The 15,433-nt window shown below is 70.8% G+C and carries 16 protein-coding genes; 8 read left to right on the top strand and 8 right to left on the bottom strand.

Annotated features, from left to right (window positions below; genetic code table 11):
- Positions 1 to 25 precede the first annotated feature (25 nt).
- Both ACZ56E_RS27920 and pdhA read right to left on the bottom strand, forming a co-directional pair.
- On the bottom strand, positions 26 to 1,042 hold the full coding sequence (locus ACZ56E_RS27920) for an alpha-ketoacid dehydrogenase subunit beta (RefSeq protein WP_471218312.1): 1,017 nt from the start codon (positions 1,040 to 1,042) through the stop codon (positions 26 to 28).
- Positions 1,039 to 2,184 (bottom strand): pyruvate dehydrogenase (acetyl-transferring) E1 component subunit alpha, encoded by a 1,146-nt coding sequence (gene pdhA / locus ACZ56E_RS27915; protein WP_471218310.1) that lies wholly within the window; start codon positions 2,182 to 2,184, stop codon positions 1,039 to 1,041. The genes ACZ56E_RS27920 and pdhA overlap by 4 nt, the downstream gene beginning before the upstream one ends.
- A 190-nt stretch (positions 2,185 to 2,374) precedes the next feature.
- Between pdhA and ACZ56E_RS27910 the strand changes: the two genes are divergently transcribed.
- Positions 2,375 to 2,956, top strand: coding sequence for an Lrp/AsnC family transcriptional regulator (locus ACZ56E_RS27910; protein WP_471218308.1), 582 nt, complete (start codon positions 2,375 to 2,377; stop codon positions 2,954 to 2,956).
- A gap of 19 nt (positions 2,957 to 2,975) precedes the next feature.
- Here the strand turns inward: ACZ56E_RS27910 and ACZ56E_RS27905 are convergent, their stop codons facing one another.
- Complete coding sequence (locus tag ACZ56E_RS27905) at positions 2,976 to 3,569, bottom strand: TetR/AcrR family transcriptional regulator (protein WP_468607353.1); 594 nt, start codon at positions 3,567 to 3,569, stop codon at positions 2,976 to 2,978.
- A complete protein-coding gene (locus ACZ56E_RS27900) occupies positions 3,566 to 5,077 on the bottom strand; it encodes a 3-hydroxyacyl-CoA dehydrogenase (RefSeq protein ID WP_471218306.1) in 1,512 nt (503 codons plus the stop codon). Before ACZ56E_RS27900 ends, ACZ56E_RS27905 begins: the two co-directional genes overlap by 4 nt.
- Before the next feature lie 197 nt (positions 5,078 to 5,274).
- Here ACZ56E_RS27900 and paaN point away from each other — a divergent pair, with 197 nt between their 5' ends.
- The gene (gene paaN / locus ACZ56E_RS27895; RefSeq protein ID WP_471218304.1) at positions 5,275 to 6,963 is read left to right on the top strand and encodes a phenylacetic acid degradation protein PaaN; all 1,689 of its coding nucleotides are present in this window, start codon (positions 5,275 to 5,277) and stop codon (positions 6,961 to 6,963) included.
- A gap of 55 nt (positions 6,964 to 7,018) precedes the next feature.
- Here the strand turns inward: paaN and ACZ56E_RS27890 are convergent, their stop codons facing one another.
- The 3 genes from ACZ56E_RS27890 to ACZ56E_RS27880 are packed head-to-tail and all read right to left on the bottom strand — an operon-like array spanning position 7,019 to position 9,902.
- Entirely contained in the window at positions 7,019 to 7,798 is a 780-nt protein-coding gene (locus ACZ56E_RS27890; RefSeq protein ID WP_471218303.1) for a TrmH family RNA methyltransferase, read from the bottom strand.
- Complete coding sequence (locus ACZ56E_RS27885) at positions 7,795 to 9,066, bottom strand: HTTM domain-containing protein (RefSeq protein WP_471218407.1); 1,272 nt, start codon at positions 9,064 to 9,066, stop codon at positions 7,795 to 7,797. Before ACZ56E_RS27885 ends, ACZ56E_RS27890 begins: the two co-directional genes overlap by 4 nt.
- Positions 9,067 to 9,107: 41 nt before the next feature.
- The gene (locus tag ACZ56E_RS27880; RefSeq protein WP_471218301.1) at positions 9,108 to 9,902 is read right to left on the bottom strand and encodes a DUF5819 family protein; all 795 of its coding nucleotides are present in this window, start codon (positions 9,900 to 9,902) and stop codon (positions 9,108 to 9,110) included.
- Positions 9,903 to 10,087: 185 nt separating this feature from the next.
- Between ACZ56E_RS27880 and paaA the strand changes: the two genes are divergently transcribed.
- The 6 genes from paaA (at position 10,088) to ACZ56E_RS27850 (ending at position 15,066) form a co-directional block, all read left to right on the top strand.
- Entirely contained in the window at positions 10,088 to 11,158 is a 1,071-nt protein-coding gene (paaA, locus tag ACZ56E_RS27875; protein WP_471218299.1) for a 1,2-phenylacetyl-CoA epoxidase subunit PaaA, read from the top strand.
- A complete protein-coding gene (gene paaB / locus ACZ56E_RS27870) occupies positions 11,155 to 11,445 on the top strand; it encodes a 1,2-phenylacetyl-CoA epoxidase subunit PaaB (protein WP_030972485.1) in 291 nt (96 codons plus the stop codon). The genes paaA and paaB overlap by 4 nt, the downstream gene beginning before the upstream one ends.
- A gap of 71 nt (positions 11,446 to 11,516) precedes the next feature.
- Complete coding sequence (gene paaC, locus ACZ56E_RS27865) at positions 11,517 to 12,206, top strand: 1,2-phenylacetyl-CoA epoxidase subunit PaaC (protein WP_471218405.1); 690 nt, start codon at positions 11,517 to 11,519, stop codon at positions 12,204 to 12,206.
- Complete coding sequence (gene paaD / locus ACZ56E_RS27860; protein ID WP_471218298.1) at positions 12,200 to 12,700, top strand: 1,2-phenylacetyl-CoA epoxidase subunit PaaD; 501 nt, start codon at positions 12,200 to 12,202, stop codon at positions 12,698 to 12,700. Before paaC ends, paaD begins: the two co-directional genes overlap by 7 nt.
- A complete protein-coding gene (locus ACZ56E_RS27855) occupies positions 12,700 to 13,770 on the top strand; it encodes a 2Fe-2S iron-sulfur cluster-binding protein (RefSeq protein WP_471218297.1) in 1,071 nt (356 codons plus the stop codon). Before paaD ends, ACZ56E_RS27855 begins: the two co-directional genes overlap by 1 nt.
- 162 nt (positions 13,771 to 13,932) lie before the next feature.
- On the top strand, positions 13,933 to 15,066 hold the full coding sequence (locus tag ACZ56E_RS27850; RefSeq protein WP_471218295.1) for an acyl-CoA dehydrogenase family protein: 1,134 nt from the start codon (positions 13,933 to 13,935) through the stop codon (positions 15,064 to 15,066).
- 26 nt (positions 15,067 to 15,092) lie between these two features.
- Here ACZ56E_RS27850 and ACZ56E_RS27845 read toward each other — a convergent pair whose 3' ends face one another.
- Positions 15,093 to 15,422, bottom strand: coding sequence for a rhodanese-like domain-containing protein (locus tag ACZ56E_RS27845; RefSeq protein WP_471218403.1), 330 nt, complete (start codon positions 15,420 to 15,422; stop codon positions 15,093 to 15,095).
- Between the last annotated feature and the right edge of the window lie 11 nt (positions 15,423 to 15,433).

Below are 15,433 nucleotides of genomic sequence, written 5' to 3'. Positions count from 1 at the left end.
CTGTTCACATCAAGAGCAGGGGCCATCAGCTTTCCGCCTCCCACTGGAGCCGCGCGACCGCGTCCAGGATCCGGTCGACACCGGGCAGATGGTGCTTCTCCAGCATGGGCGGCGGATACGGGATGTCGAAGCCCGCGACCCGCAGGACCGGCGCCTCCAGGTGGTGGAAGCACCGCTCGGTGACCCGCGCGGCGATCTCACCGCCGGGGCCGCCGAAGCCCCCCGACTCGTGCACGACGACCGCCCGACCCGTGCGCCGCACGGATGCGGCGACCGTCTCGTCGTCGAAGGGCACGAGGGAGCGCAGGTCGACCACTTCGAGGTCCCAGCCCTCGGCGCGGGCGGCCTCGGCCGCCTCCAAGCAGACGGGCACGGACGGGCCGTACGTGATGAGCGTGGCGCTGCGCCCGGTGCGCCGCACGACCGCGCGGCCTATCGGTTCAACGCTCTGCGGTGCCTCCGGGTTCCAGTCGGCCTTGGACCAGTACAGGCGCTTCGGCTCCAGGAAGACGACGGGGTCGTCGGAGGCGATGGAGGCGCGCAGCAGGCCGTAGGCGTCGGAGACCGTGGCCGGCGTGACGACATGGAGGCCCGGTGTCGCGATGTAGTACGCCTCGGAGGAATCGCTGTGGTGCTCGACGCCGCCGATGCCGCCCCCGTAGGGCACGCGGACGGTGATGGGCAGCGGCATCGCGCCGCGCGTGCGGTTCCGCATCCGCGCCACGTGGGAGATCAGCTGCTCGAAGGCGGGATACGCGAAGGCATCGAACTGCATTTCGACGACGGGCCGCAGGCCGTACATCGCCATGCCGACCGCCGTGCCGAGAATGCCCGCCTCGGCCAGCGGCGTGTCCGTGCAGCGGTCCTCGCCGAACTCCTTGGCGAGCCCGTCGGTGACCCTGAAGACACCGCCGAGCGCTCCCACGTCCTCTCCGAGGACGTGCACGGACGGGTCCGCGGCCATGGAGTCCCGCAGCGCGCGCCCGAGCGCCTGCGCCATGGTGGCCGGTTTGGTGGCGGGCCTCGCCGCGACCGTGGTCATCGCGTTTCCTCCTGGGCGTCTTCCGAGGCCACTTCCAGTTCGGCCCGCAACTGCGCCGCCTGCTCGCGCAGTTGCGTGGTCTGCTCGGCGTAGACGTGCGTGAAGAGGTCCATCGGGTCGAGCGTGGGGTCCTGGTTCATGCGTTCGCGCAGGTCGGCCGCCATGGCCTCGGCGTCGTCGCTCGTCTGCCGCTTCGTCTCGTCGTCCAGGAGTCCGCGCTCCGTCAACTCCCGCTCCAGGAGCAGGATCGGGTCGTGGTCACGCCAGGCGTCGACGTCGGTGTCCTGGCGGTAACGCGTGGCATCGTCGGCGTTCGTATGGGCTTCCATGCGGTACGTCACGGCCTCGACGAGCGTCGGACCACCGCCCCGCCGCGCGCGGGAGACCGCTTCGCTCAGGACTTCGTGCATCGCCGCCGCGTCGTTGCCGTCCACCAGGCGTCCCGGCATGCCGTACCCCACGGCCTTGTGGGCGAGGGAGGGGGCGGCGGTCTGCTTGGCGAGCGGCACGGAGATCGCGAAGCCGTTGTTCTGCACGAGGAAGACCACGGGGGCCTGCCACACCGCCGCGAAGTTCAGTGCCTCGTGGAAGTCGCCCTCACTGGTGCCGCCGTCGCCGACCATGGCGAGCGCGACGACGTCGTCGCCCTTGAGCCGGGCGGCGTGCGCGAGTCCCACGGCGTGCGGGAGCTGCGTCGCGAGAGGCGTGCTCAGGGGCGCTATGCGGTGCTCGCGCGGGTCGTACCCGGTGTGCCAGTCGCCGCGCAGCAGCGTCAGCGCGTCCGCGGGGTCGAGGCCGCGGGCGACGACGGCGAGCGTGTCCCGGTAACTGGGGAAGAGCCAGTCCCGCTCCTCCAGAACGAGCGCCGCGGCGACCTCGCACGCCTCCTGACCGGTGCTGGAGGGGTAGACCGCCAGCCTGCCCTGCTTCGTCAGGGCGGTCGCCTGGGTGTTGTAGCGACGGCCGCGCACCAGTTCCCCGTAGAGACGGCGCAGCAGCCCCGGGTCGGCCTTCTCGGCGGCCTGGGTGCCGAGGACGCGGTACGGCTCCGCATCCGGCAGCAGCGGCGCGGGGTCGGTCCTGGGCTGCCAAGCGGGGGGCGGGGCGGGCCGGTAGGCACCCCGCTGCTCCATGACCGTCATGACGGCACCTCCTGGGGAAGCGGTCTCCTCGTGGGAGTGGGCAAACGAGGCGCGCCGACGTGATGCGCCTCACCTACCGATTGTTCGGTCGACGGCACATTTTGGCTACAGGCACCTCCAGGCTGTGGACAAACGGTTCTGCACAGCCTGGGATGGACGCAGTACGTCCATGGTAGGGAGGCGGGGGGACATGGCATCTGAACGAATGGCCGACGGCCACGACGGCGCGCTCCCGGAGCCCCGCATTCCTGAACCGCGGCCCTCCGAGCGTTCCTCCGAGACCCGTGCCCCAGAGCCCCGCGTCCCCGAACCGGCGATCCCGGATCCCCGCCCCCTGGACGCCATAGACCGCGACATCCTGCAGATCCTGCACACGGACGGTCGCGCGTCGATACGTTCCGTGGCCGAGCGCGTCCATGTGTCCCGGGCCAACGCGTACGCGCGCATCAACCGCCTCATCGACGACGGCGTCATCCGGGGTTTCGGCGCGCGGATCAACCACGAGCGCGCCGGTCAGGGCGCGTCCGCGTACATCACGCTCAAGATCGTCCAGAACACTTGGCGCACGGTGCGCGAGCATCTGCGCGCGCTCCCCGGGGCCTCCCACATCGCGCTCGTCAGCGGCGACTTCGATGTCCTGCTCCTGGTGCACACGCCGGACAACCGCGCACTGCGGGAGCTGGTGCTCACCCGGCTGCAGTCCATCCCCGAAGTGCTCAGCACCCGTACGTTGCTGGTCTTCGAGGAGGACGACATGGAGCCGGACGGCTGACTCTGTCGGCGGTCGGGGCTCAGCGGTCGGCGCGCAGCCCCGCGAACGCCAACTGCACCACCGCGTCGGCGATCTGCTCGCCATTGGCGGCGCCCCGGCTCTCCGGCCGGTACCACTCCACGATGGAGTTGATCATTCCGAAGAGCAGCCTGGTGGCCAGCCGCAGGTCGCCGTCGGAGCGCAGGTCACCGTCCGCGGCGGCCTCCTTGAGCAGCTCGGCCACCTGCTGGTCGAACTCCCTGCGCCGCTCCATGGCCCACCGCTCGGTGTCCGTGTTGCCGCGCACCCGCAGCAGCAGCGTCACATAGGGCAGCTCGGCGACCAGCACCTCCACGGTGCGGCGCGTGACGTACTCCAGGCGCTCCACCGCACTGCCCACGCGCGCGTGCTCCTCGGCGAGGATGCCGAAGAGCCCGTCGAGGGCCCGGCTCACCGCACGGCGCAGCAGCTCCTCCTTGCCCGCCACGTGGTGGTAGATCGACGACTTGGAGATGCCGGCCGCCTTGGAGAGGTGCTCCATGGAGGTGCCGTCGTAGCCGCGTTCGTTGAAGACCCGGACGGCCACGCTCAGCAGCGTCTCCGGGGTGTACGTGTCCCGCCGGACGGTGGTCATGAGTACTCCTCTCGCACGGCCTGGCGCCGCAGTGCCTGGGAGGGCGCGTAACGCCCGGTGGGGTACTCGTCGTGCAGGGCGTCGAGCGCCTCGGCCACGCGGTACGTGGTGAGGCGGCCGCCCCATTCGATGGGTCCGAGCGGGTAGTTGACGCCGAGGCGCATGGCGGTGTCGATGTCCTCGGCGTCCGCCACCTCGCGCCCGACGGCGTCGAGGGCGAAGTCGACGAGCATCCACACTGTGCGGGCCACGATCATCCCCGGGGTGTGCCCGATGACGCTGACCTTCTTGCCGAGCGCCTGGAAGAGGCCGATCGCCTCCTTCAGAGATCGCTCGCTCACCCTGCTCGACGGGGCGAGGGCGATCCTCGTCGCGGTGCGGTAGTCCAGGGCGAGGTCGAAGTGGATCGTGGGCTCCGCCGCGACGTCGGCGGCCGTACCGTCGGCGAGGGCCAGCCGTGTGCCGTCAGGGAGCTCGATGAACCCTGGGTAGCTCGGCACACCCTTGCCGCGGCCGACCCGTACGCCCGCCGCCCCCATCAGGTCGATCAGCGCGTCCGCCGGGAACAGATCACCGTGCACGGCGACAGACGCCGGGGCCTTCTCCGGCGGCGCGGTGTGCGGTTCCACGCGCGGGGCGTCGTCTCCGTACGCGTACCAGCCCTGCCCGGACTTCCGCCCGAGACGGCGCGACTCGACAAGGCGGCGCTGCGCCAGCGAAGGCGTGAACTTGGGGTCCGTGTGGAAGGCCTCCCACACGGAGCGCGTGACGGCTTCGTTGACGTCCTGGCCGATGAGGTCGGTGAGCTCGAAGGGCCCCATCTTGAAGCCGCCGCACTCGCGCAGGACGGCGTCGATCGTGGCCGGGTCGGCGACCCGCTCCTCGTACAGGCGCAGCGCCTCGGCGTAGAAGGGCCGCGCGATGCGGTTGACGATGAAGCCGGGGGTGTCCGCGCAGCGCACCGGGGTCTTGCCCCAGGCCTTCGCGGTCTCGTACGCGCGCGTGGCCGCCGACTCGTCCGTCGCGAAGCCGCTGACGACCTCGACGAGGGGCAGCAGGGGCGCCGGGTTGAAGAAGTGCAGGCCGACGAAGCGGCCCGGTGCGCGCAGGGCGCCCGCGATGGCGGTCACGGAGAGGGACGAGGTGTTGGTGGCCAGCAGACAGCCCTCGGCGACGACGTCCTCGAGGTCTTGGAAGAGCCGCTGCTTGACGTCCAGTTGCTCCAGGACCGCCTCGACGACGAGGCCGCAGTCGGCGAGCTCCGCGAGGCTCTCGGCGGGAACGAGCCTGGCACCGGCCGCGGCACGGTCCTCGGCCGTGAGCCGGCCCTTCTCGACGAGCCGGTCCAGACGGGCCCCGATCGCCTCGGCAGCCGCCTGAGCGCGGTCGGGCACGGCGTCGTACAGCCGCACGGGGTGGCCCGCGACCAGGGCGACCTGAGCGATGCCCTGCCCCATGGTTCCGGTACCGACCACGGCAACGGCGCTGCTGAGCTCGAGTGCTGTCATGCTCGCGATCCTCCCGCACGGCCCGTCGGCCGCAGGGTTCGGGGGTGGCCGCGAAGAAGTTGTCCACAGGTTCGGCGGACCCCCTTGTCCCGACCGATCGTTCGGTTACTCTAGCTCTGTCAGAGCGTTCCTGCCCACCGTCCCTGCCCAGCTCGCCAGCTCGACGAAGAGCTGCCCGAGGAGGAGTTGGTCCCGTCATGGCCGCCGAAGTCACCGCGCACCAGCTGATCGCCAAGCACCGGCCCACCCTCGACCAGGCGCTGGAGACCATCCGCACGCGTGCGTACTGGTCCCCCCACCCCGAGCACCCGAAGGCGTACGGGGACGGCAGCCTGAGCCTCCCCGAAGGAAAGGCCGCCTTCGACGCCCTCCAGGGCACCCGCTTCGACCTCGACCAGCCCGGCACGGACGACTGGGTGGGCGGGGAAGTCTCTCCGTACGGCCCGGAGTTGGGGATCACCTATCCCCACCCGGACATCGACACCCTGCTCCCCGCCATGCGTGCCGGAATGCGCGCCTGGCGCGACGCGGGCGCGGAAGTGCGCGCGATGGTCTGCCTGGAGATCCTGTCGCGCATCAGCGCCCGTACGCACGAGTTCGCGCACGCGGTCATGCACACCAGCGGCCAGGCCTTCATGATGGCCTTCCAGGCGGGCGGCCCGCACGCCCAGGACCGCGGCCTCGAAGCAGTCGCTTATGCGTACGTCGAGCAGACCCGCACCCCCGACGCCGCCGAGTGGACCAAGCCCCAGGGCAAGCGCGACCCGATCGCGCTGAACAAGCGGTTCACGCCCGTCGCCCGCGGCATCTCGCTCATGATCGGCTGCAACACCTTCCCGACGTGGAACGGCTATCCGGGCCTCTTCGCCTCGCTCGCCACCGGCAACCCCGTCCTGGTCAAGCCCCACCCGCGCGCGGTGCTGCCCCTGGCGCTCACCGTGCGGATCGCCCGCGAGGTCCTCGCCGAGTCGGGCTTCGACCCGAACCTCGTCTGTCTGGCCGTCGAGCGACCCGGTGAGGGCATCGCCAAGACACTCGCCGTGCGCCCCGAAATCAAGATCATCGACTACACGGGATCGACGTCGTTCGGCGACTGGCTGGAGGCCAACGCCCGCCAGGCGCAGGTCTACACGGAAAAGGCCGGGGTCAACACGGTCGTCGTCGAGTCGACCGACAACTACAAGGGAATGCTGGCCAACCTCGCCTTCTCCCTGTCCCTGTACAGCGGCCAGATGTGCACCACCCCGCAGAACCTGCTCATCCCGCGCGACGGCATCGAGACGGACGCCGGCCCCAAGTCGTACGACGACGTGGTGGCGGACATCGCCTCCTCGGTGACCGGCCTCCTCGGCGACGACGCCCGGGCGAACGGCGTCCTCGGCGCGCTGGTCAACCCCGACGTGAAGGCGCGCCTGGAAGCAGCCGCAGGCCTCGGCGAGGTCGCTCTCCCCTCACGGGAGATCGTCAACCCCGAGTTCCCGGACGCCGTGGTGCGTACGCCCGTGATCGTCAAGCTGGACGGCGCCAAGCCGGACGCCGAGGCTGCCTACCTGAGCGAGTGCTTCGGACCGGTCTCCTTCGCGGTCGCCGTCGACTCCGCGACGGACGCGGTGGAGCTGCTGCGCCGCACGGTGCGCGACAAGGGAGCGATGACCGTCGGGGCGTACACGACGTCGGAGGAGATCTCCGCCGCCGTGGAGGAGACCTGCCTCGAAGAGTGCGCCCAGCTGTCCCTGAACCTCACGGGCGGCGTCTATGTGAACCAGACAGCGGCGTTCTCGGACTTCCACGGCTCGGGCGGCAACCCCGCGGCGAACGCCACGCTGTGCGACGGCGCGTTCGTCGCCAACCGCTTCCGGGTGGTGGAGATCCGCAAGGACGCGTGACGCATGGCATGCGATGCGTGAGCGCGTGACGCGTGAGCTCTGACGCGTGGCGGGTTCAGGCCTCCGGCCCAGGAGGCCTGCCCGCCGACCAGTGGAAGAGCGCCATGCCGACGCTCGTCGCCAGGTTGTAGCTGGAGACCTGGGGGCGCATCGGCAGGGACACCAGCTGATCCGCGCGCTCCCGCAGTGCGGCCGACAGGCCGCTGCGCTCGGACCCGAAGGCGAGCACGGCGTCGTCCGGAAGCTTCAGCCCCCTGATGTCCACGCCCTCCGCGTCGAGCGCGAACACCGGGCCCGGCGGCAGCTCGGCCACGTCCACGCGCTCCACGGCGGTCGCGAAGTGCAGACCCGCACCGCCCCGCACGACCGTGGGGTGCCAGGGGTCGAGCGTGCCGGTCGTGACGACGCCGGTCGCCCCGAACCCCGCGGCGAGCCGGATCACTGCGCCCGCGTTGCCCAGATTGCGCGGGTCGTCGAGCACGACGACCGGCGTCGGCCTGGGCGTACGCCCCAGTGTTTCGAGGTTCTCCGCCCGGGAGGGGCGCACCGCCAGGGCGGCCACCGCCGTGGGATGCAGCCGCGGCACGAGGGCGCGCAGCCGCTCGTCCGGGACCTGCGCAAGGAGCGCGTCGAGCGCGTCCTTCACGTCCGGCGCCAGCTCGTCGGCGAGCGCCAGGACGGCGGTCCGGTCACTGGTCAGCGCGACCGGTACGCGCGCGCCGAAGCGCAGCGCATGCTTGATCGCGTGGAAACCGTCGAGCAACACGGAGTTGTCGGCGAGCCCATGCCAAGCGCGTACGGCGCCGTCGGGGTCCACCCCATCCGTCCTGTTCATGGAGTGAAGCCTACGCGCGCGTGCTCGGTGGGCTCCTCGCCCCGCTTCCCGCCCTGGGAGCGCGGATCCGGCACGGCATCCTTGAGAGACCTGCCGGATCCGACAGACCTGACAGCCCGCAGACGGGAAACCACCCCTCCACGCGCGCGTGCCGCCCAACCGCCCAGCCGCCGCAGGAACGACGTCGGCAGGAACACCGCGTCGGCCGCGATCATCGCGAGCGAGAAGAACGGCAGCCCCAGGACGACCGCGATCACCGCGTGTTCGACGATCATGACCGCCAGCAGGACGTTCTTGACCCGGCGGTTGAAGAGGGTGAAGGGGAAGGCCACCTGCACGGCGACCGTCCCGTACGTCACCAGCAGCACCATGATGCCGCTGGAGGAGAGCACTTCGGAGAGGGCGGGCCACGGGGAGAAGTAGTCGAGGTTCAGCGGGTAGTAGACGGCCGTGCCGTCCTGCCAGCGGCTGCCCTGGATCTTGTACCAGCCGGCCGTCGCATAGATCAGACAGGCCTCGACCATGATCACCAGAAGCCCCGCGTTGTGGGCCAGATTCGCCACGACGTCGAGGAGCTTGCGCAGCTCGCTCCGCGGAGCCCGCTGCCCCACGGCCCACCACAGGCCGTGCACCAGCCACATCCCCCAGAAGAACAGCAGCCACCCGCCGCTGAGCTCCCCCATGAACGTCACGGTCGACAGCCCGAGCCCGAAGACCCACCACAGAGCGGCCCCCACCCGGTCGACCGGCACGGTCGCGTCCTCCGCGTCCTCCGCGGCCGCCACGCGCGCGCGTGCACGTACGCGTGCCGCACGCCGCGCGTCCAGCGACCAGACCTGGCCGCACCGGGTGAAGACCAAGTAGGTGGCCATCAGGTGGATGACGTTGTCGCCGCCGTCCCCCATGAAGATGCTGCGGTTCTGCAGCGACAGGACGCCGACCATGAAGAGCACGGACATCGCGCGCGTGTGCCAGCCGAGCAGCAGCAGGGCGCTGCCGACGACCGCCAGCGCGTAGACGATCTCGAACCAGACCTGCCCGCCCGACCACATCAGGGCGGTGAAGGCGCCGTTGCTCGCGATGAGCTGCTGCGCCATGTCCCAGCTCCAGGGGCCGTCGGGCCCGTACAGCTCATGACGGTGGGGGAGTTCGCGCAGCAGGAAGAACAGCCAGGTGGCGGCGAACCCGATGCGGATCACAGCGGTCTGGTACGGACCGAGGGCGAACCCGGTCACCTTGTCGATGCCCAGCGTCTTGCTGCGGCCCAGCGTCTTGCCGTGGCTCACGGTCGGTGGGCGTTCGAAGCGGATCACCGGTTCATCCCCTCCGCATGCGCACGCACGCGGTCCCGCTCATCGGCGGGCTGAGGGGCGTCGGCGAGCGGAAGATCATCGGGCTTCACCGACCACCAGGGGAGCACCCGGTAGGCCGGTTTGAGGGAGACCTTCTCGTCGCTCCACTTCGGCGGCCGCACGTTGGTGGTCTTCGAGCGCAGTTGCACGCGCGCTATCTCGTCGCCCTTGCCGCCCGGCTCCTCCCGGTCGAGCCGCATGTACGCGATGCGGCGGATGTAGCGCTCGGAGAGCTGGCCCCGCAGGCCGACGGGACGATTCTGCGAGTCGTGCGAGCCCACATAGAAGTCCCAGGCCCGTCGGAGTTCGTTCTGCTGCGTGTGACTGGGCAACAGGCTTCCGTCGATGCCGGCGCCGTCCTCGGCGGAGAGTTCGTACCAGTCCGTGGTCCGTACGCCCCCTTCGGCCGTACGGAGCTCGGCGCGGGCCTGCACCGCGACGTTCTGCTGCAACGGGTTGGGCGCGAACAGCTTCCAGTTCTGCTCGAACTCGGGGTAGATCCACTCGTCGATCACGTCCCCGTGCTGCTTGGTGAGCGTGTTCGACGGTGCGACGTGGAGGAAGAGCATCCCTATGTGGACGCAGGCGGCCACCGCGACGACCACCAGGGCACACGCGGCGGCGATCTGATACCCGAGCCTGAGTCCGGCGATCCCGGGCTCGGCCGATTCCGGCTCGGGCTCGGCCGATTCCGGCTCGGGCTCGCCGGGCCCGGCGGCCTCGCCGCCCGGACCCTTGTCGTACCCGTCCATTCCGCCCCGTTCCCCGTTCCCGCACCGAACCCTGCCGCCGGAACGGTACTCAGGCCCGACCGTCACGCACAGCGTCCGTGAAGTTATCCACAGGGTTGACACCTTATGGCGGAGGGCCGCACCATTGAATTCAACGAACCGAACGATCGGTCGGGCGGTTCGCTCAGGGTCGAGGGGGCCGAGAGATGCCGACAGCAGCCGCACACCAGGCGGCGGGGACGGAGCCGGACAAGGCCGTGCCCGCCGCGGACTCCACCGCGCGCACGGCGGAGCACCAGGCCGCCTTCGACGCGGCGGTCGCCGCCGACGAGCGCATCGAGCCACGCGACTGGATGCCGGACGCCTATCGCGCGTCCCTGGTCCGCCAGATCGCCCAGCACGCGCACTCCGAGATCATCGGCATGCAGCCGGAGGCCAACTGGATCACGCGCGCCCCCTCCCTGCGGCGCAAGGCGATCCTCATGGCCAAGGTGCAGGACGAGGCCGGCCACGGCCTGTATCTGTACAGCGCGGCCGAAACCCTCGGCACCAGCCGCGACGAGCTGCTCGACAAACTGCACTCCGGCCGCCAGAAGTACTCGTCGATCTTCAACTACCCCACGCTGACCTGGGCGGACGTCGGCGCGATCGGCTGGCTCGTGGACGGCGCCGCGATCACCAACCAGGTCCCCCTGTGCCGCTGTTCGTACGGTCCGTACGCACGCGCGATGGTCCGCGTCTGCAAGGAGGAATCCTTCCACCAGCGCCAGGGTTACGAGTCGTTGCTCGCCCTCAGCCGCGGCACCCAGGCCCAGCACGACATGGCGCAGGACGCGGTGAACCGCTGGTGGTGGCCCTCCCTGATGATGTTCGGCCCGCCCGACGACGAGTCCTCGCACTCCGAGCAGTCCATGACGTGGAAGATCAAGCGCCACTCGAACGACGAGCTGCGCCAGCGCTTCGTGGACATCTGCGTCCCCCAGGCCGAATCGCTCGGCCTGACACTCCCCGACCCGGACCTCGTGTGGAACGACTCCCGGGGGCACTACGACTTCGGCCCCATCGACTGGACCGAGTTCTGGGACGTCCTCAAGGGCAACGGCCCCTGCAACGACCAGCGCATCACCCAGCGCCGGCGCGCACACGAAGAAGGCGCCTGGGTCAGGCAAGCCGCCGCGGCGTACGCCGAGAAGCAGGCGCCCGGCAAGCAGGGCACCACCCACCACACCCCCGGCACGCCCGGCGACCCCGCACAGCACGGAGAGGCGACAGCATGAGCAGCTCGACCGACTGGCCACTGTGGGAGGTGTTCGTCCGCTCCCGTCGCGGCCTCTCCCACACCCACGCGGGCAGCCTGCACGCGCCGGACGCCGAGATGGCCCTGCGCAACGCCCGCGACCTGTACACCCGCAGGAGCGAAGGCGTCTCCATCTGGGTCGTGCCGTCCACCGAGATCACCGCCTCCTCGCCGGATGAGAAGGACTCCTTCTTCGAACCGGCCGGTGACAAGCCCTACCGCCATCCGACGTTCTACGAGATCCCGGAAGGGGTGAAGCACCTGTGACCGCCACCCCGACCCCCGCCCCCACCGCGGCCGACGCCAACGCCGACACCGCAGCCGCGCCCCTCCCCCCCCTGGCCCTCGGCGACGACGCACTCGTGCTCTCCCACCGTCTGGGGGAGTGGGCAGGACACGCACCGGTCCTCGAAGAGGAGGTCGCCCTGGCGAACATCGCCCTCGACCTGCTCGGCCAGGCCCGCATCCTGCTCTCCACCGTCGGCGACGAGGACGAGTTGGCGTACCTCCGCGAGGAGCGCGCCTTCCGCAACCTCCAACTGGTCGAACAGCCGAACGGCGACTTCGCGCACACCATCGCCCGCCAGCTCTACTTCTCCACCTATCAAACCCTGCTGTACGGCCAGTTGGCCGCGGGAGACGGCGAGTTCGCCCCCTTGGCCGCGAAGGCCGTCAAGGAAGTGGCCTATCACCAGGACCATGCCGAGCAGTGGACCCTGCGGCTCGGCGACGGCACACAGGAGAGCCACGAGCGCATGCAGCGCGGTCTCGACGCGCTGTGGCGGTTCACCGGCGAGATGTTCCAGCCGGTCCCCGGCCTGGACGCCGACTGGCAGACAATGCGGGACAGCTGGACCACCTCGGTGACGGCGGTCATCGAGCGGGCGACCCTGACCGTGCCCGCAGGACCCCAGTCCGGCGCGTGGACGGCGGGCGCCGGCCGGCAGGGCCTGCACACCGAGCCGTTCGGCCGGATGCTCGCCGAAATGCAGCACCTGCACCGCAGCCACCCGGGGGCGTCATGGTGACGACCGCGCCCACCGCGCTGGAGGCGGAGCTCCTGGCCCTCGCGGGCTCGGTGCCCGACCCCGAGCTGCCCGTGCTGACGCTGGGCGAGCTGGGCGTGGTGCGCGGCGTCCGGATCCTCGCCCCCGGCAAGGTCGCCGTCGAGCTGACCCCCACGTACACGGGCTGCCCGGCGATAGAGGCCATGTCCGCCGACATCGAGCAGGTGCTGCGCGACCGGGGCATGGTCGACGTCGCGGTGCGGACGGTCCTGTCCCCCGCCTGGTCGACGGACGACATCAGCGCCGAGGGCCGCCGCAAGCTCGCCGAGTTCGGCATAGCGCCCCCGCGCTCCCACACGGCGGACGGCCCCGTCCCCCTGAGCCTGTCGATCCGCTGCCCGCACTGCGGCTCGACCGACACCGAACTGCTCAGCCGCTTCTCCTCCACGGCCTGCAAGGCACTGCGCCGCTGCGTCTCCTGCCGCGAACCCTTCGACCACTTCAAGGAGTTGTGATGGCCCGCTTCCACCCGCTCCGGGTCGCGGCGGTCGACCGGCTCACCGACGACTCCGTGACGCTGACATTCGCCGTGCCGCCACCGCTCCGCGAGGAGTACCGCTTCGCGCCCGGCCAGCACCTCGCCATCCGCCGCTTCGTCGACGGCACGGAGATCCGGCGTACGTACTCGATCTGCTCCTCCGCCCCGCCCCCCGAGTCCCCGGCGGGCCCCGCCGCCCTGCGCGTCGGAGTGCGCCTCGTCGAGGACGGCGCCTTCTCCACGTACGCCTTCAAGGAAGTCGCCATCGGCGACGAGCTGGAGGTCATGACCCCGGCCGGCCGCTTCACCCTCGATCCCGCCCCGGGCCGCTATGCGGCGGTCGTCGGCGGCAGCGGCATCACCCCGGTGCTCTCGATCGTCACGACGCTCCTGGAGCGCGAGCCGAAGGCGGACTTCTGCCTCATACGCAGCGATCGCACCGCCGCCTCGACGATGTTCCTCGAAGAGGTCGCCGACCTGAAGGACCGCTGGCCCGACCGGTTCCAGCTGGTGACCGTGCTCTCCCGGGAGGAGCAGCAGGCGGGTCTCGGTTCCGGACGGCTCGACGAGGAGCGGCTGTCGACGCTTCTGCCCGCGCTGTTGCCGGTGTCGGACATCGAGGGATGGTTCCTGTGCGGGCCGTTCGGACTGGTGCAGGGGGCGGGGCGGACGCTGCGCGGCCTCGGCGTCCCGCGCAGCCGCATACACGAAGAGATCTTCCACGTGGACGACGCGGGCGTACCCACCACACCCCCGGTCCCGGCGCCCGCGCACAGCACGATGACAGCGACCCTCGACGGCCGCTCGGGCACCTGGCCCGTGCTGGAAGGCGAAACCCTCCTCGAAACGGTGCTGCGCAACCGTGCCGACGCGCCCTACGCCTGCAAGGGCGGGGTCTGCGGCACATGCCGGGCGTTCTGTGTCTCCGGCGAAGTGCGGATGGACCGTAACTTCGCGTTGGAGCCGGAAGAGACGGAGGCCGGTTATGTGCTGGCCTGCCAGTCCCGTCCGGCGACGGACACGGTGGAGCTGGACTTCGACCGCTGACCCTGCCTGCCCTGGCGTGAACCGGGTCGGCCCAGGCCCGCACACGCTGTCGCACAGTGCCTCGCCGCGATGCCCCGCCGCGCCTGTTCCCTTCCGATAGAACCTGTTCTATCTTGACGGCCCGTCAGATACAGGGTCGGCCGGGGCACGGGAGGACGGACAGTGGACTTCACCTTCACCGAGGAACAGCAGGCCGTGGTCGAGGCGGCGAAGGCCCTCTTCGCCGACGTCGTGCCGGACGGAGTGCAGAGCCCCGCCCGCACCCCCGGCGCCGTCGCGGAGGACTTCGACCGCGCTCTGTGGTCCCGGCTCGCCGACGCCGATCTCCTGGGCGTGCTCATCGACTCCGAGCACGGCGGCGTGGGCCTGGACCCCATCGCCCTGTGCCTGGTCCTGCGCGAGTCCGCGAAGGTACTGGCACGGGTGCCGCTCCTGGAGAGCAGCGCCGCCGCGTCCGCCGTACAGGCCCATGGCGGGACCGAGTTGAGGCGGAAAATTCTCCCTGCGGCCGCCCGTGGTGACCTCGTCCTGACGGTCGCCGCCCACGGCCGCACCGGACACGACCCGGCCGAGCTGGCCGTCACCGCGCAGCGCGACGGCGACAGCTGGGTCCTGGACGGCCTCCAGACAGGCGTGCCCTGGGTGCAGAACGCCGACCTCGTCGTCGTCCCCGCCCACACACCGGAAGGACACACCGTCCTCACGCTCGTCCCCCGCGGCCACGAGGGCCTGACCGTCGCGGAGCAGATCTCCACCAGCGGCGAACGCCTCGGCGAACTCCACCTGGAAGCCGCCCGCGTCGCCGCCTCCGACGTCATCGAGGCCGACGGAGCCTGGGACCGGCTCCGTGACCTGCTTGCCACCGGGACCTGCGCGCTCGCCCTCGGCCTCGGCGAGGGCGTCCTCCGCATGACCGGCGAATACACCAGCAAGCGTGAGCAGTTCGGCCATCCCGTGGCCACGTTCCAGGCGGTGGCCGTGCAGGCCGCCGACCGCTACATCGACCTGCGCGCGATGGAGGTCACCCTCTGGCAGGCCGCCTGGCGCGTCAGCTCAAGCGCGGACAGCACCCTGCCCGTGGCGGGAGACGTGGCCGTCGCCAAGATCTGGGCCTCGGACGGCGTACGAAGGGTCGTGCAGACGGCCCAGCACCTGCACGGCGGCTTCGGCGCCGACACGGACTACCCCCTGCACCGCTATCACGCCTGGGCCAAGCAGCTGGAGCTCTCCCTCGGCCCGGCGGCGGCACACGAGGAGGCACTGGGCGACCTCCTGGCCGCCCACGCACTGGGCTGAGCACCCGGCTCGCTCACCGAAGTCCCTCAGACAACGGTGCCCGGCTGGCCCTTGTCGTCGACGACGGGGCGCCCGGCGGCCGCCCACGCCTCCATGCCGCCCGCGACGTTCACCGCGTCGATGCCCTGCTGTCCGAGGTACATGGTGACCTGGGCGGAGCGTCCGCCCGACCGGCAGATCACGTTGACCTTGCCGTCCTGCGGAGCCGCCTCGGTCAACTCGCCGTACCGGGACACGAACTCACTCATCGGAATGTGCAGCGCGCCCGCGGCGTGACCTGCCTGCCATTCCTCGTCCTCCCGGACGTCCAGCAGAAAGTCACCGCTCGCGAGGTCGTCGATGCCGACCGTGGGCACCTGAGATCCGA

This window comes from Streptomyces sp. NPDC039480, from assembly GCF_055597165.1.
The sequence above is the reverse complement of the archived record's forward strand: the minus strand, read 5'-3'. Positions and strand labels throughout refer to the sequence as shown.

Bases quoted from the DNA above. Each gene is read 5' to 3' on its own strand.
- ACZ56E_RS27920 (WP_471218312.1), bottom strand. From the start codon at position 1,042: ATGACCACGGTCGCGGCGAGGCCCGCCACCAAACCGGCCACCATGGCG.
- pdhA (WP_471218310.1), bottom strand. From the start codon at position 2,184: ATGACGGTCATGGAGCAGCGGGGTGCCTACCGGCCCGCCCCGCCCCCC.
- ACZ56E_RS27910 (WP_471218308.1), top strand. From the start codon at position 2,375: ATGGCATCTGAACGAATGGCCGACGGCCACGACGGCGCGCTCCCGGAG.
- ACZ56E_RS27905 (WP_468607353.1), bottom strand. From the start codon at position 3,569: ATGACCACCGTCCGGCGGGACACGTACACCCCGGAGACGCTGCTGAGC.
- ACZ56E_RS27900 (WP_471218306.1), bottom strand. From the start codon at position 5,077: ATGACAGCACTCGAGCTCAGCAGCGCCGTTGCCGTGGTCGGTACCGGA.
- paaN (WP_471218304.1), top strand. From the start codon at position 5,275: ATGGCCGCCGAAGTCACCGCGCACCAGCTGATCGCCAAGCACCGGCCC.
- ACZ56E_RS27890 (WP_471218303.1), bottom strand. From the start codon at position 7,798: ATGAACAGGACGGATGGGGTGGACCCCGACGGCGCCGTACGCGCTTGG.
- ACZ56E_RS27880 (WP_471218301.1), bottom strand. From the start codon at position 9,902: ATGGACGGGTACGACAAGGGTCCGGGCGGCGAGGCCGCCGGGCCCGGC.
- paaA (WP_471218299.1), top strand. From the start codon at position 10,088: ATGCCGACAGCAGCCGCACACCAGGCGGCGGGGACGGAGCCGGACAAG.
- paaB (WP_030972485.1), top strand. From the start codon at position 11,155: ATGAGCAGCTCGACCGACTGGCCACTGTGGGAGGTGTTCGTCCGCTCC.
- paaD (WP_471218298.1), top strand. From the start codon at position 12,200: ATGGTGACGACCGCGCCCACCGCGCTGGAGGCGGAGCTCCTGGCCCTC.
- ACZ56E_RS27855 (WP_471218297.1), top strand. From the start codon at position 12,700: ATGGCCCGCTTCCACCCGCTCCGGGTCGCGGCGGTCGACCGGCTCACC.